15 protein-coding genes are annotated in these 15,613 nt (G+C 41.8%); 12 read left to right on the plus strand and 3 right to left on the minus strand.

Features of this window, described 5'->3' with window-relative positions; genetic code table 11:
• Positions 1 to 41: 41 nt before the first annotated feature.
• Entirely contained in the window at positions 42 to 2,579 is a 2,538-nt protein-coding gene (locus ACDD58_RS12790) for a cation-translocating P-type ATPase (RefSeq protein ID WP_370777802.1), read from the plus strand.
• Positions 2,580 to 2,685: 106 nt separating this feature from the next.
• Here the strand turns inward: ACDD58_RS12790 and ACDD58_RS12795 are convergent, their stop codons facing one another.
• The 3 genes from ACDD58_RS12795 to ACDD58_RS12805 are packed head-to-tail and all read right to left on the minus strand — an operon-like array spanning position 2,686 to position 4,579.
• Positions 2,686 to 3,519, minus strand: a complete 834-nt coding sequence (locus ACDD58_RS12795; protein ID WP_370777803.1) for a hypothetical protein — start codon at positions 3,517 to 3,519, stop codon at positions 2,686 to 2,688.
• Positions 3,513 to 4,211: an ABC transporter ATP-binding protein gene (locus tag ACDD58_RS12800; protein WP_199536174.1), complete on the minus strand. Its 699-nt coding sequence runs from the start codon at positions 4,209 to 4,211 to the stop codon at positions 3,513 to 3,515. The genes ACDD58_RS12795 and ACDD58_RS12800 overlap by 7 nt, the downstream gene beginning before the upstream one ends.
• Positions 4,211 to 4,579, minus strand: a complete 369-nt coding sequence (locus tag ACDD58_RS12805) for a GntR family transcriptional regulator (protein WP_117919133.1) — start codon at positions 4,577 to 4,579, stop codon at positions 4,211 to 4,213. The genes ACDD58_RS12800 and ACDD58_RS12805 overlap by 1 nt, the downstream gene beginning before the upstream one ends.
• Positions 4,580 to 4,889: 310 nt before the next feature.
• Here ACDD58_RS12805 and ACDD58_RS12810 point away from each other — a divergent pair, with 310 nt between their 5' ends.
• The 11 genes from ACDD58_RS12810 (at position 4,890) to ACDD58_RS12860 (ending at position 15,572) form a co-directional block, all read left to right on the plus strand.
• On the plus strand, positions 4,890 to 5,651 hold the full coding sequence (locus tag ACDD58_RS12810) for a hypothetical protein (RefSeq protein ID WP_370777805.1): 762 nt from the start codon (positions 4,890 to 4,892) through the stop codon (positions 5,649 to 5,651).
• Positions 5,651 to 6,361: a hypothetical protein gene (locus ACDD58_RS12815; protein WP_370777806.1), complete on the plus strand. Its 711-nt coding sequence runs from the start codon at positions 5,651 to 5,653 to the stop codon at positions 6,359 to 6,361. Before ACDD58_RS12810 ends, ACDD58_RS12815 begins: the two co-directional genes overlap by 1 nt.
• A gap of 311 nt (positions 6,362 to 6,672) precedes the next feature.
• Positions 6,673 to 7,572, plus strand: a complete 900-nt coding sequence (locus ACDD58_RS12820; protein ID WP_370777808.1) for a hypothetical protein — start codon at positions 6,673 to 6,675, stop codon at positions 7,570 to 7,572.
• Positions 7,573 to 8,002: 430 nt separating this feature from the next.
• Positions 8,003 to 8,482, plus strand: coding sequence for a DUF2975 domain-containing protein (locus tag ACDD58_RS12825; protein WP_117919139.1), 480 nt, complete (start codon positions 8,003 to 8,005; stop codon positions 8,480 to 8,482).
• 93 nt (positions 8,483 to 8,575) lie between these two features.
• Positions 8,576 to 8,794 carry a helix-turn-helix transcriptional regulator gene (locus ACDD58_RS12830; protein ID WP_117919141.1) on the plus strand — a complete coding sequence of 73 codons (219 nt, stop codon included), beginning with the start codon at positions 8,576 to 8,578 and terminating at the stop codon, positions 8,792 to 8,794.
• Positions 8,795 to 8,895: 101 nt separating this feature from the next.
• Positions 8,896 to 10,407, plus strand: a complete 1,512-nt coding sequence (locus tag ACDD58_RS12835) for a DUF4153 domain-containing protein (RefSeq protein WP_241070968.1) — start codon at positions 8,896 to 8,898, stop codon at positions 10,405 to 10,407.
• Between the two features lie 111 nt (positions 10,408 to 10,518).
• Positions 10,519 to 11,736 carry a BMP family ABC transporter substrate-binding protein gene (locus ACDD58_RS12840; RefSeq protein WP_370777810.1) on the plus strand — a complete coding sequence of 406 codons (1,218 nt, stop codon included), beginning with the start codon at positions 10,519 to 10,521 and terminating at the stop codon, positions 11,734 to 11,736.
• A gap of 14 nt (positions 11,737 to 11,750) precedes the next feature.
• Positions 11,751 to 13,457, plus strand: coding sequence for a methyl-accepting chemotaxis protein (locus tag ACDD58_RS12845; protein ID WP_370777812.1), 1,707 nt, complete (start codon positions 11,751 to 11,753; stop codon positions 13,455 to 13,457).
• Positions 13,458 to 13,499: 42 nt separating this feature from the next.
• Positions 13,500 to 14,009 (plus strand): NUDIX domain-containing protein, encoded by a 510-nt coding sequence (locus ACDD58_RS12850; protein WP_186899542.1) that lies wholly within the window; start codon positions 13,500 to 13,502, stop codon positions 14,007 to 14,009.
• Between the two features lie 192 nt (positions 14,010 to 14,201).
• On the plus strand, positions 14,202 to 14,681 hold the full coding sequence (locus ACDD58_RS12855; protein WP_117919149.1) for a methylglyoxal synthase: 480 nt from the start codon (positions 14,202 to 14,204) through the stop codon (positions 14,679 to 14,681).
• Positions 14,682 to 14,696: 15 nt separating this feature from the next.
• Complete coding sequence (locus ACDD58_RS12860; protein ID WP_370777814.1) at positions 14,697 to 15,572, plus strand: DegV family protein; 876 nt, start codon at positions 14,697 to 14,699, stop codon at positions 15,570 to 15,572.
• Positions 15,573 to 15,613 lie beyond the last annotated feature (41 nt).

Below are 15,613 nucleotides of genomic sequence, written 5' to 3' on the forward strand. Positions count from 1 at the left end.
CGCCAGAGTGATAGTGAGTAAATACTAAGAGGTATGGCTATATGGAGGAAAACGTGAACCAGACAGAGAAAGAAATGGCAGAAAACGAGAAGCAGAAACAGGCAGAAAAAGCAGTGACAGAAAACAAAAATCAGAAACAGGCAGAAACAATCCGGGGACTGACCGCACAGCAGGTGGCAGAGCGAATGGAAAAAGGTCTCTGGAATAAAAAAGCAGAGTCGGCTACAAAGACGACAAAAGAAATTATAAAATCAAATGTATTTACATATTTTAACCTGATATTTTTAGTGATCGCGTTATTGTTAATCGGCGTTGGTGCTTTCCGTGACCTGACTTTTCTTCCGATCATCATTGCAAATACATTGATCGGTATTGTGCAGGAAATCCGTTCTAAAAAAGTACTGGATGATCTTTCTATTTTAAACAGTCCTAAAACAAGGGCGATCCGGGATGGCAGTAAAAAGGAGATTCCCGCGGATGAACTGGTACTGGATGATATTGTGGAGCTTTCTGCGGGTGGACAGATACCAGCGGATGCGGTTGTGTTAAACGGACAGTTAAATGTCAATGAATCACTTCTTACCGGTGAGTCAGATGAGATCGTAAAGAAAAGCGGGGACGAACTTCTGTCCGGCAGTTTTGTGGTGTCAGGAAGCTGTCTTGCACGACTGACAAAGGTTGGAGAAGAGTCTTACATATCGAAATTGACACATCGGGCAACCCAGACAAAAGAAGGGGAACAGTCAGAGATGATCCGTTCTTTAAACCGTCTGGTACAGGCAGTTGGTATTGTAATCATTCCGATCGGTGTGGTTCTTTTTGTGCAGCAGTTTGTGTATGCAGGTACTCCTTTGCGGGACAGTGTAACAAGCATGGTGGCTGCGATCCTTGGTATGATACCGGAGGGACTTTATCTGTTAGCAAGCGTTGCTATGGCGGTAAGTGCCATGCGTCTGGCAAAACAGCAGGTTTTAATCCACGACATGAAATGTATTGAAACGCTAGCGAGAGTGGATGTACTCTGTGTGGACAAGACGGGAACGATCACAGTTCCCGACATGGAGGTAGATACTTTTGTTCTCACAGAAGATCTGATGAAAACGGTTCCGGATGGAGATGATGGTACCAGGGTTTATGTCGATGCAGGAGACAGGGAAGAACAGGAACAGAAATATCGACAGGTCAGAGAAAAAATCGCTGAATTTGCTGTAAACATGAATGCAGATAATGCAACGATGGAGGCGGTCAAAGCATACTTTAAGACAGGGAATACCGTGAATATAAAAAAAGCAGACAAAGTGTTTGCATTTTCATCCAAAACAAAGTACAGCGGAATCATTTCCGGGGGAGACAGTTATCTGATCGGGGCACCGGAGTTTGTGCTTCGGGAAGATTATGAGCATTATAAAGAAAAAATTGAAACATACAGTGAGAAAGGATATCGTGTCCTTGTGTATGGCAGATACGAAGGAGTTTTAGACGGACAGAAACTTACGGAAAAGGCATTGCCGGTTGCATTTATCATGCTGACAAATGCCATTAGAGAGGGGGCAAAGGAAACCTTTTCCTATTTTACAGAGAGAGATGTTGAGATCAAGGTAATTTCCGGTGATAATCCAAAGACAGTTGCAGAGATTGCACAAAAAGCCGGAATCTGTGGCGCAGATAACTACGTGGATGCTTCCACACTGACGACGGATGAGAGCATTGCGCAGGCAGTGATGAAATATCAGATTTTTGGCAGGGTGACACCGGATCAGAAGTTAAAATTTGTGGAAGCACTGAAAGCACAGGGAAGAACAGTTGCCATGACAGGCGATGGCGTCAATGATGTGTTGGCACTAAAGGATGCGGACTGCAGTATTGCGATGGCATCGGGGAGCGAGGCGGCATCACAGGTGGCGCAGCTTGTGCTGCTGGATAATGACTTTTCGAGGATGCCATCAGTAGTGATGGAAGGCAGAAGAGTGGTAAACAATATTCAGCGTTCAGCAAGTTTATATCTGGTAAAAAACATATTTTCCATGCTGCTGGCAGTATTTTCCATGATTTTTATGATCAATTATCCATTGGAACCATCTCAGATATCATTGATCAGTATGTTTACGATCGGCATACCATCCTTTGTGCTTGCGTTAGAGCCGAATAAAGACCGTATACAGGGACATTTTATGACAAATGTAATGTTAAAGGCGTTGCCAGCCGGACTTACTGATTTTCTGGCTGTCAGCAGTCTGGTGCTGTTTTGTCAGGAATTTGGTGTAAACGAAGGAGATATATCGACGTCCTGTACGATCCTGGTCGCCATTGTTGGATTTATGATCTTATATCAGATCGCAAAACCAATGACAATCGGGCACCACGTGTTAATGGTGGGAATGGTTGCCGGATGGCTGTTCTGCATGATATTTGTCAGCCATCTGTTCGCAATCAGGGATATCTCAAGGCAGTGTATGATGCTGACAGCGGTATTTGCAATCGCAACGGAACCGGTTTTACGTTATCTGTCGAAATTTGTGGAGTGGCTGCGTGGAAGTCTGCTGGTATTGAAAAAGAAGATACACCGGGTAACAGCATAAAATGGGATAATGCTTTGGTAAGAAATAACAAGATACAGAAATAGCCGCCCCGGTTTGAAAGACGGAGCGGCTGTTCAAGTGAAAGTAGTGATTTTGGAATGAACGGTTATTCCAGATTCAGATGTCTTTTAATAATAACCATGCACACGATATAGAAAATCACACATTCGATGATCGAAAAGAGCAATCCGGAAAGCAACATAGAAGAAAAGGCTGTACCGAATGCAGCGTTTTCAGAGACATCATAGACAGCGACATTGATGTTATTCATGAAACCGAAATATCCGGTAAGTACCATGAGGATGGAAGCTGCGATCTGACCTAACATGTAAAACACAATTCCGGCACCGATGGAAGCGCCTATTTTATGTTTTGTAAAAAGCTGGCCGATAGAACCGCTGGCGAATACCATCAGAAGATACTGCAGGCAGGATATGATCATGGAAAGAATCATATAAATAATAAAGGTATGAAATGGTATGCCAAACAGATTTTTGAAATCTGCCATAGCCATATAAAAGTCTGAATCAAACGAAAATCCTCTGTTTGCTGCGCAGCCTAAGAAAATGATCGACAGAAACAGGATGATTAAGGATAACATCAGCCAGCAAAAGGAAACGAACAGTTTTACATTGAACGTCGACATCTGACCAACCGGCAGTGTGTGTGTCAGGTATCCCTGATCGGAATACATGGTTTTATAAAAATGAACACACATATATACGTAGCTTACCACGAAAAGTGCAAATACACCAAGTACATAAAATACCATGGCTGCTGTAAAGAAAATCTCCTGTATCTGGTTCGTCATACCTGCAGGATCACTGTTACTGTACATGGCAATGCAGCCGAGAATGGTGACGAATGCCATGATGCCGTAGATGATGAACATTAATTTGTATGTGTTTTTAAATTCGTATTTCAATAATTTTCCTAACATCTGAATACCTCCCGGAACAGTGCATCGATGGATTTGCCTTCCTCGGCGCGGATATCATCAACGGAAGAGGAAAGACGGATCTGTCCATTCTGGATAAAAACGACCTGATCTAAAATATTTTCGATATCAGCGATCAGATGTGTGGAGATCAGGATGGAAGCGGACGGGTCGTAATTGGTTAAGATCACATCTAAAATATAATCTCTTGCAGCAGGATCGACACCCGCGATCGGCTCATCTAAAATATATAATTCCGCTTTCCGGCTCATGACAAGGATAAGCTGTACCTTCTCTTTGGTTCCTTTTGACATGCTTTTTAGAGAATCATTTGGATTAATATTCAGTTTTTGCAGCATATCGTAGGCGCGTTCCCTGTCGAAATCTTCATAAAAGTCCTGAAAGAAAGCGATGACTTCTTTCACACGCTGGTTCATGTTCAGGTAAGTGTGATCCGGCAGATAGGAAATGTGGCGTTTACTCTCGACACCGATCGGATTTTCTTTGTAATAGAGTGTGCCGGAAGTCGGGGTTAAAAGTCCGTTGATCATTTTAATCAGTGTTGTTTTTCCACTGCCGTTTGGACCGAGAAGTCCTATGATATGACCACTTTCGATCGAAAGATCAATGTGATCGATCGCAGTTTTATTGCCAAACTTTTTCGTAAGATCTTTACATTCAAGTAATGTGTCCATCATTTTTCTCCTTTCATGGTCTGATCGATCATAGCCAGAATTTCATTTTCCTGAAAGCCGAGCTGCTGCATAAATGAGAGCAGTTCTGTAATTTTATCTTTTGCAAGTGTTGATTTTAATTCATCGATCATGGAAGTGTCCTCCGTAATAAAGCGTCCTGTTGTCCGTTGTGAGAAAACAAGACCGGTTCGTTCAAGTTCTGAAAAAGCCTTCTGCATCGTATTTGGGTTTACCGCTGCTTCGGCAGCAAGATCACGGACGGAAGGCAGTTTGTCTCCGGGTTTATATTTGCCGGAAATGATGTCCATTTCGATCCGCTCTACGATCTGTATGAAAATAGGGCGGTCGGAATTAAGGTTCCATGCCATCGTATCACCTCGTTTCTTTGTACTAATGAAATAATACAATAGTACAAGAGGAGTGTCAAGAATTTTTTTTGTAAAGTATTTTTAATTTGTGACGATATAAATGATATAACAGAAGAAAGCTAAGGATGGCGTCTGATTTTCAAGGAATGAAATAACCGGGAAACAGGCGCCATTTTTGCGTTGCTTTCCAGCGCATTTCAAGTTTGTGCGTAAGCACAGATCTTGCGTGTGAAAAATGTATTTTTATACTGAACCCTCCGGGGGAGCGCTTATCTGTTATAAAATGAGTTGTGAAATGGGGAAAATGAGTATGAGAGTTGGGAACAGATTAAACAGCACCATTGTGCGTGCGCGGATGAACCGTATTGCAAAGACAAGAACATTTTCGACAAAACAGCAGAGAACAAAAAAGAGTATTTCAGGAAGTTCGGGTCAGTCGATCAGTCAGCTTCTTTCAAAATTAAATGCAAATAGTGGGAAAACATCATCTGCGGCGCAGTTGATCGCAAACAGAGACCAGACACTTTTATACAGTGGAATGGAGACGGCTGCGGAACGTGTGGAAAAACGGTTGGGGAAGTTTTTAAAAACAGATGGTACTTCTGTATTTGACGGGGAAGATGAGGCAAAAGTGAAAGAGAATGTGACAGATCATATAGAGTCATTTGTAAATGACTATAATTATCTGATGAAACGTCTTACACAGTCCGGCGACAGCGTGGATTCAAATTTTGCCAAAAAGCTGAAGAATTATGCAAATGCGGAAAATAAAGAACTCCGTGAGATCGGAATTACGATAAATGGTGACGGAACATTAGAGCTGGATGAAAAGAAATTAAAGGCAGCCGACATCAGCCAGATAAAGAAAATGTTTGCCGGTGAAGATGGGTTTGCCGAAAAAGTGTCAGATCTGTCAGGACAGATCAGCAAATATGCAAAAGAAAAGGTGACGGAACTCGAAAAATCAAATGTGACGGCGAGCAGTAACTATAACCGTTATGCACGCTATACAAACGGCACACAAAATAGCAGCAGTTATTATAACAATGGCTATTATAACAGTAAGGCATAATGACAGAGCAGTTTTATGGGGATGACTCTGTCAGAATAAAAAAGACCGCAAAAGAAGAATGGGTGCAGTCCGAATTCAGGGAACAGGAGAGATACCGGAGAAATTATTATGGTACGATTTTTCTTGAGATTTTGTTAGATAAGATGCAACAGAAAGAAAGGGTACTGTATATTGAGACGATAAAAGCACCTCGGGTCGTGCGCATAAAGCGGAGAAAAAAAGATCTGGATCCGAAAAAATGTGATGAAGTGGACCGGCAAAAAGAGACTGTCACAAAAAACTGTGATGCGCACAAGCCAAAAGAATCGATGGTATCCGGAACACGGTCTGTGCCGCCTGCACAGAATGTGCAGGATATGCCGGTCGTACCGGAAATAAGATTGTCAAATGGATCGGAAGAGCAGAGAAGGGGTTCGCATGCGGAGCTTATGATAAGTACTGATATGTCACAGGAAAGCCGAAACGCAGGCAGCAGTCCGGGTGGAAATCAATGCTCTACGGCGTATTCCATGGAATGTTGTTCTGTGAAATATTGTTCCATGGAAGGGTGTTCCATGGAATCTTCCGCGAGTGTTTCAAAAACCGGACTTACTCCGGTTCAAAAAGAAACGATTCTTGTGTGGGCGTCGGGAGATATTTTAGAATTGACTGTGATGTCAGAACTGCCGGAAATATCGGGAACTTATAATGCGCGGGCGTGTATGGTGTAGGTGCGGCTTAACTGCCGTTGCCTGCATTACAGGTGCGAACAGTAGCGCTTTTTGTGTAAATTGCACAAGAAAATTCAAATGAGTTGCATACTAAGGATGACGTATGATAAAATAACTCAAAGCATATTTCTACGATGCAGACATCTATCCGGTGCTATAATTACGAATCCGGCAATTCTGTCTGTATGACTATCAGGATGTATACATCCGTCTAAAATTCAAAAAAACATTTCAGAAATCTATGCTTTTTATCCACAAAAATGAAAAGCGGGAGATCTGGATGAGCCTCCTGCACACAGGAGGAACCGAATATGAAGAAGAGCACACAGGTATCAGAAAAGATACCGACAGCCAACCGTCAGTACAAAGACACTGTATTCCGCATGCTGTTCTCAGAGAAAGAGAATCTCTTATCCCTGTACAACGCAGTGACCGGAAACCATTATCAGAATGCGGAAGCCCTTAAGATCGTCACGTTGGAAAACGCAATCTATATGGGAATGAAAAATGACCTGGCATTTATGTTAGAGACGAATATTTATCTCTATGAACATCAGTCAACGATCAATCCCAATATACCATTGCGGGATCTGATCTATATTGGGATTGAGTATCAGCAGTTTGTGAACGATAAGTCACTGTATTTGTCAAAGCTGCAGAAGATTCCGACACCGAAGTTTATGGTGTTTTATAATGGAACGGATGCAGTGGACGACCGGGTCGAACTGCGTTTGTCTGAGGCATATGAGCATCTGGCTGGAGAGCCGGATTTAGAGTTAAAAGTTCTGATGCTGAATGTGAACGAAGGACACAACAAAGACCTGATGGAACAGTGTCAGACATTGAAGGAATATGCCATTTATGTTGCGAGAGTCCGAAAATATGCATCAGCGCTGAATCTGAATGATGCAGTTGAAAGGGCAATCACGGAATGCATCAAAGAAGGAATCTTAGTCGATTTCTTGCGGAAGAATCGCTCGGAGGTAAAGATGGTAAGTATATTAGAGTATGATAAAGAATGGGAAGAAAAGAAACTCCGAAAGGCAGAATATGAAGCTGGTAAAGAGGAAGGCAAAAACGAAGGAATTGAAATAGGCAGAGAAGAAGCTATGGCAGAAATGATTCACAATATGATTAAGTCCGGCTTCCCAATAGAAAAAATCATAGACGCAACTGGAAAAACACTCTCAGAAATAGAACAATATTTATAATCGAGCAGATAAAGACGACGTTATTCGGAATATGTACAGATTGGGTTATTCTACAGAAAAGATTGCCGAAGATGTTGATAAAACTATAGAAGAAGTGGAAAAAATATTTAAGGAATAATCAACGATGATATCGGATTAAAAAATAATGCAATGAGCGGTAAATAACAAAATCCTCTATAAACAGAAAAACAGGTGGCAGGTAGCATCTGGCTGTTTATAGGGGATTTTATTTGTTCTGACGAAAAAGGATGAAAAAGTACAAATATTATTTTATAATAAAACTTTATTGATATACGATAAAAACATATTGCAAAAATAAAATATATGTGTATAATAAAATGCAGGAAGAAGCAAGTTTGGATTCAGCATTTTTGCAGTCAAAAACTTGAAAGCTGAATTGAAAAATGAATCAGAAAAAGGAGAAGTATTTATGCAGCAAAAAGAAATTTCACGATGGTTAAAAGCAATCACAATTGTACTGGCACTGATGGGAGCGGTGTTTTTTCTGTATATTATGCCGGTACTTGCGATATCATGGAGAGATGCGGATGAAACACTGGCGTATCTTTTTATGCCGGGACTGTTGTACGGCTGGTGCATAGGGGTGATCTGTTATGCGATTCTGTACCAGTTCTGGAAAGTATGTGTGCAGATTGGAAAAGATAATTCATTCTCGAAAGAAAATGCAAGATGTTTTCGAAATATCAGCCATTTCGCATTACTGCTTGCGGTTGTGTGGTTTGCAGGAATTGTTTTTCTGGTATTTTTAGCAGTCAGACAGCCGGGAGTCAGTATTTTTATGATTACTGCGGTTTTGATTTCAGTTATGATATCCATTTTGGCAGCAGCATTATCACATCTGATTCTGAAGGCTTATGAATTAAAACAGGAAAATGAACTTACGATATAATGAGAGCAAGAGAGTCAACATGCTTGTATGATTGACGAACGACGAATTGGATCATGTGCTGATTTTGCACATGATATAGTGAAGGAGAGAAAAATGGCAATTATCATAAATATAGATGTAATGCTTGCAAAACGGAAAATGAGTGTGACCGAACTTTCGGAAAAAGTAGGCATTACAATGGCAAATATTTCCATACTGAAAAATGGAAAGGCAAAAGCAATCAAAGTAGACACTTTAAACAAGATCTGCCGGGCATTGGACTGCCAGCCGGGAGATATTTTAGAATATGTTAAAACAGATGAGGAAACTTAACGTTTTGTGTGAAATGAAGCGGAATCATAACAGGTTATGGAAAGATGAAGCGGGAACATGACAGTTTATTGGAGAAGGAAGAAGAGAAGGGAGCATAAAAAATGGATCAGAATCTTACAGTCAGTTACGAGGAGCAAAAAGCGCAGTGGCAGGAAAAAAGAAAACAGCAACAGAAAGAAAATGCGGAGATTTTTAAGAAACTTGCGCCGGCAAGTTTTGTTTACGCACTGATCTATACGGTCTGTATTTACAAAAATATGACAGGAGCTGCAGTGCTTCTGTGGGTTGCGGCAACGATCGGATATATTTGTTACATCGTTAAAACGGTAAAAGAAAGGAAAATTTTTAACACAACAATATTTTTCGCTGCATATATGCTGATTCTGGCGGTCAATACATTTACGACCGGAAATGAGTGGATTATCTGGATGAATTATTGCTGGATTTTTGCATTCACAGTGTGCTTCCTTATACGAAATCTGGCAGATAAAAATCAATGGGATTTTTGGGAGTATCTGTGCAGTGGAGTAAATGCTGTATGTGGAGCGATTAGCAGTATTACAAGACCATTTGGTGATGGAAACGATTTTATCCGTTTACGTGAGAAGAAGGAAAATGGAAAAGTGCGTGAGATCCTGATCGGAATTGCAATAGCAATACCGGTGGTTCTTCTGATCGGTGGATTGTTAGTGTCAGCAGATCTGGTATTTTCAAGTATGATCACAAAATTTTTTGCAGGAATCAGGATTCCGGCAAATCTGGCAGGAATTTGCTGCATGTTATGCTTTGGTTTTATTTCATCTTACTGTGGTGTCAGATATTCGGCATATAGAAAAGAACGGCAGGACAGGAAAACAAAAATTTTTACAGAAACGACAGCGATGCTTACGGTAACAGTCCTGGTTGCAGTATTATATGTTGTATTCTGCGGCATACAGATCATATATCTGTTTGGCGGTGGCGGGGAGCTTCCGGAAGGAGTTACCTATGCCGAATATGCAAGACAGGGATTTTTTCAGCTTCTTTTGGTATGCATCTTAAATCTTGGAACAGTTCTTGTAATGGAACATTTCTTTCAGAGGAGCAGGGCAGCAGATATCGTCTGGACTGTGATCTCCGTATGTACGATGATTATGACGGCATCAAGCGCATGGCGAATGATCCTGTATATCAGGGCATATCAGCTTACATTTCTGCGTGTTGTTGTACTGACGGTGCTGGCAGTGATCGCGTTTCTTATGGCAGGAACGATCTGTTATATCTGGAACCGCAGGTTCCCGTTGTTTACGTATGGAATGGCGGTTGTGTGCATCAGTTATGTGCTGTTTGCCTTTGCCCATGTGGATGCTGGGATTGCCGCCTATGATCTGGCGCAGATTGAAAATGGAAATGCCGCGGGAGATTACAGTTATCTCTCATGCTTATCAACCGATGCGGCACCTGTGATCGCAGAGTACTTAAAAGATCATCCGGAAAACATTTATTATGGGGATGAAATGTATAACTGGAAGTGGGAATATATGCAGGAAAATAACAGAATGAACCAGCCTGTGACACTCCGGACATTTAATCTGTCTTATCTGCATGCCCAAAGAGCATTTTCAGAAAAATAGGTCAAAAGTATCAAATTATTGTCATAAAACTAAGATTTATTTACAAATGTTCTCCTGTTTTGTATAATGAAACAAAGTTGTTGTGAAAATTTGTGATGAGGAGAACAAAGGATGAAAGGAAAAAGAGTTGGAAAGCTGATTGCATTGTTTGCAGTGACAGGCATACTTGCAGGATGCGGCGGAAAAACAGGTGGTACGCCGGATGATTATGCAACAAACGATGGTTATTTAACGACGGAAGCAGTCGGAAACGGCAGCGGCAGTTCGCAGTCGGAAACGGGACAGACATCAGGTACAGCAGGAATTGCCAAAGAAGATATAAAAGTTGGTGTACTTTATATCTCAGACCCGGATGAGGGGAGCGGATATTCTTACACACATGATCTGGGCATCGTGGGAATGCAGGAAAATCTGGGATTAAGCGATGATCAGATCGAGAGAAAAATTGTGGACGATTCAGATGCAAAAGCAACGGAGGAGGCAATCGAAGCCTGTATTTCGGATGGATGTAATATTATTTTTACAACCAGCTGGGGTTATATGGAAGTGACGGCAGAGATGGCGGAAAAATATCCGGATATCTATTTCTCACATGGAACCGGCTATATGTCAAATGGAAAGAATTTTAATAATTATTTCGGCCGCATCTATCAGGTAAGATATTTGAGTGGTATCGTAGCAGGTATGAATACAAAGTCGAATAAGATCGGTTATGTGGCAGCGCAGGATTCGTCAAATTCTGAGGTGACAGGGGGAATCGATGCATTTGCGATCGGTGTGGAATCTGTAAATCCGGATGCAGAGATTTATGTGGCAGTCACAAATAGCTGGTATGATCCGGATAAGGAAAAAGCAGCATCCGAACAGCTCTTAGATATGGGCTGTGATGTGATGGCACAGCATTGCGATACACCGTATCCACAGACACTGGCACAGGAGCGGGGAGTTTATGGGATCGGTTATAACTCGGATATGAGTAAAGAAACGCCGGATGCCTGTCTGACAAGCGTGATCTGGAACTGGAGTGCATATTATACGTCAGCGGTCAAAAGTATTATCAATGGAACGTGGGATGGGTCCAATTATTATGGAGGTATGGCAGAGGGACTGGTACAGCTGACGAATCTGGCTTCATTTGCGGCAGAAGGAACACAGGAAAAAGTTGACGAGGCGACTGCAGAGATCTTAAGCGGTACAAACAATATTTTTGACGGAGTGATGGAGACGAATACAGGGGAGACAGTTGGAACAGAAAACGGAACCTTGGATGATGCAACGATCACAGGTGGTATTGACTGGTATTATAAAAACGTTGTGATTGTGGACTAGGGGAGGATAGAATTATGAAATTAACAATTCGGAAAAAAGTTTTACTCTGTTCTTTGATTCCACTGCTCCTGTTAGGCGGGATTATCCTTCTGATCGCATCAACGATCGTAAAAGGTGCGATCATTGATCAGGTGGAAAATTCGTTAAAGGGAACGGCAATCGCAACGCAGGCCGCTTATGACCAGAATGCAGGAACTTATTTACAGGCAGAAAATGGGGATATCTGGAAAGGAAGTTATAATATTTCCCAGTCGGAAAATCTGGTTGATACGATTAAACAGGAGTCCGGGATGGATGTAACATTTTTCTACGGATCGCAGAGAATCATGACCTCTGCAGTTGACAAAAATGATAACAGGATATTAGGAAGTCCGGCGGGGGATAAAATTGTTGAAAAAGTATTAAATGGCGGCGAGGGGTATTTCAGCGATAATGTATCCATGGATGGTACGATTTACTACGGATACTACGTTCCAGTCTATCAGAAAGATGACAGCAGTACTCCGGTCGGAATGGTATTCGCAGGTGCAGAAAAAGAGAAAATATCCAACAGCGTCATAAAGATCATCAATACGATCGTAGCGATCGTACTTGTGGTACTTGTCATCTGTATTATAATCGTGGAGATCAGCGCAACTTCCATTACACATGCATTAAAAAAGGGAATCGCCAGTGTGCAGGAAGTGTCAGCAGGACATCTTGATGTAGCGTTTGACAGTAAAATTTTAGAGCGGAAAGATGAAGTCGGTGATCTGACGAAAGCAATACAGAATCTGCAGAATGAGCTGCTAAAGATCATTAAGGGTATCAAGGGAAGTACGGATATGCTGATGGAGGCATCCAATACGTTAGAAGATACCTCCCATCAGACTTATGATGGAATGCGTGAGGTGGAGGCAACCGTTGATTCTGTTACAAACGGTGCAAATTTACAGGCAGAGGATGCGAAGAAGGCGTCAGATAATGTGAAATATATGGGAAATCTGATCATTGAGACAGGAAAGGCAGCAGATGAGCTGAATGACAGTGCAGATCAGATGAAGCAGTCAAGCGATGCAGCAGTTGTTACGATCGATGAATTAAAACGTATCAGCGAAGAGGTAAAGGAGGCTGTTGCAACGATCGCAGACCAGACGAAACAGACGAATATCTCGGCACAGAATATTCAGAAAGCATCACAGTTTATTTCTGAAATCGCGTCCCAGACAAACCTGCTTTCTTTAAATGCAAGCATTGAAGCTGCACGCGCAGGTGAAGCGGGAAAAGGTTTTGCAGTTGTGGCATCAGAGATACAGAAACTTGCAGAACAGTCCGATACGGCGAGCGGTAATATAGGTGAAATTGTAAATACTTTGATCGCAAATTCCGAACGTGTGGTTGAGACGATGGGCAGGACACAGGAAATTATTGAAAAACAAAATATGCATATTGAGAGTACGGAACAGATGGTAAACGGTGTCATGGGTGAGATTGATGCATCTATCGAACGGATCCGTCAGATTGAGAGCCGGACAAGAAAATTAGAGAGTGCAAGAGCAGAGATCATAGATGTCATCGATTCCCTGTCGGAGATTGCACAGCAGAACGTTGAGGGAACTATGCAGACGAGTGCATCTATTACCGAAATAACGGACAGCTTTCAAAATATTGAAGATTCCACAGAAAATCTGCGTAATATGGCAGATATGCTTGCACACAATATCAGACATTTTAATATATGATAAAAATACGACCCTAAGCTGCAGAATACGGAGGCAGAAAAGATGGAAGTGCTTGCTGTTTTTGATGAGAATAATTATGATGACACAACGAAGGTATATGAGAAATATAATGTGCGTGGAGTAATCTTCCGGGATGGAAAGATTGCAATGCAGTGCAGTACGGATGGCGAATATAAGATGCCGGGCGGTGGAATGGAAGAGGGGGAGAAGTTGTCAGAAACCCTGAAACGCGAGATCAGTGAGGAAACCGGACTTACAGTTTTAGAGGATTCATGGCATGAACTGGGAGAAATCCTTGAGATGCGCCGTGACATATTTGATCCGTCCTGTAAATATATCTGCCATTCATATTTCTTTTATTGTAAGGTGTCAGAGAAAGAAGGAGAACTTCATCTGACTCCAAGTGAAGTGGCAAAAGGGTATTACCTCAGATGGGAGCAGCCGGAAACAGTATATGAAACGAATATGCGGATGGCGAAAGATCCATGGATCATCCGGGATACGGCGTTTGTGAAAATGATACTGGATGGAAAAGTAAAGCTGCCGGAATAAAAGATTTCGTATCATAATAATAGAATGGCTGGTGTTCACATATCGCTACTGGTCACACAGTATGGGTGAACACCGGTCATTCTATTATTTTTTTGTGGAAGAACGAAGAAAAATATGTTATACTTAACGATATGTATTGCAGAAAATTTAAATTGGTATGCAATAGATACAGGCACAGACAGATAACGGAGGATGGCGCATATGAATGAAAATTATGTAACACTGACCATTGGAAAACAGAAAAATATAGCACTGATCGCGCATGACAATAAAAAGGCAGAGCTGATCGCATGGTGCGAAACAAATAAAGAAATCTTGAAAAATCATTTCCTTTGTGGAACAGGAACCACGGCACGCATGATCACGGATCAGACAGGACTCCCGGTTCGTGGATATAACAGCGGTCCTCTTGGTGGAGATCAGCAGATCGGAGCAAAGATCGTTGAGGGAAAAGTTGACTTTGTCATTTTCTTCTCTGATCCATTGACTGCACAGCCACATGATCCTGATGTAAAGGCATTGCTTCGTATTGCACAGGTATATGATATCCCAATCGCAAACAATAAAGCATCTGCAGATTTTATGATCAAATCAGAGTACATGAATGAAGAGTACGAGCATGAGGTGATCAACTTCAAAGAAAACATCAAAAAACGTTCGGAGACATTATAAGGGGGAACATTTTTCATGAGCAACGTAGCAATCGTATCAGACAGCAATAGTGGAATCACACAGAGTATGGCAAAAGAACTTGGAATTACCGTGATGCCGATGCCTTTTTTTGTGGGAGATAAGACGCTGTATGAAGATATTGATCTGTCACAGGAAGAGTTTTACCAGATGCTATCTGAGAAGACAGACATCCATACATCCATGCCACTTGTAGGAAATGTCACAGACACCTGGGATGAACTGTTAAAAGAGTATGATGAGATCGTGCATATTCCAATGTCATCCGGACTCAGCGGTTCCTGTGAGACTGCCATTATGCTTTCACAGGATTACGATGGAAAGGTACAGGTGGTTAACAATCAGAGAATTTCTGTTACACAGCGGCAGTCCGTTTTAGACGCGATCGCACTTTCGAAACAGGGAAGATCTGCATCTGAAATTAAAGAGATCTTAGAGCGGGATAAATTTGAATCGTCTATTTATATTATGGTGGACACACTTTATTATCTGAAAAAGGGCGGCAGGATCACACCGGCGGCTGCAGCACTCGGAACATTGTTAAAGTTAAAACCGGTACTTCAGATCCAGGGGGAAAAATTAGACGCATTTGCCAAGGCAAGAACTGTAAAACAGGCAAAGAGCATGATGATCGAGGCAATGAAGAACGATTTTGCCAACCGCTTCAAAGATCCAGCCGGAGAGCATATGTATCTTGAGATGGCATACACGCATGACTTGGAAACGGCAGAGAACTTTAAGAAAGAAGTGCAGGAAGCATTTCCAGGCATGGAAATCCGTATGGATCCGCTTTCACTTAGTATTTCCTGCCATATCGGACCGGGAGCATTAGCAGTGGCATGTTCAAGAAAGATTCCGGAACTGGAAGAGTAATCAGAAAATAAAAGAAAGTAAAAAATATATAAGAAAATCGG

The organism is Roseburia sp. (genome assembly GCF_041325975.1).
GTDB lineage: Bacteria > Bacillota > Clostridia > Lachnospirales > Lachnospiraceae > Roseburia > Roseburia rectibacter.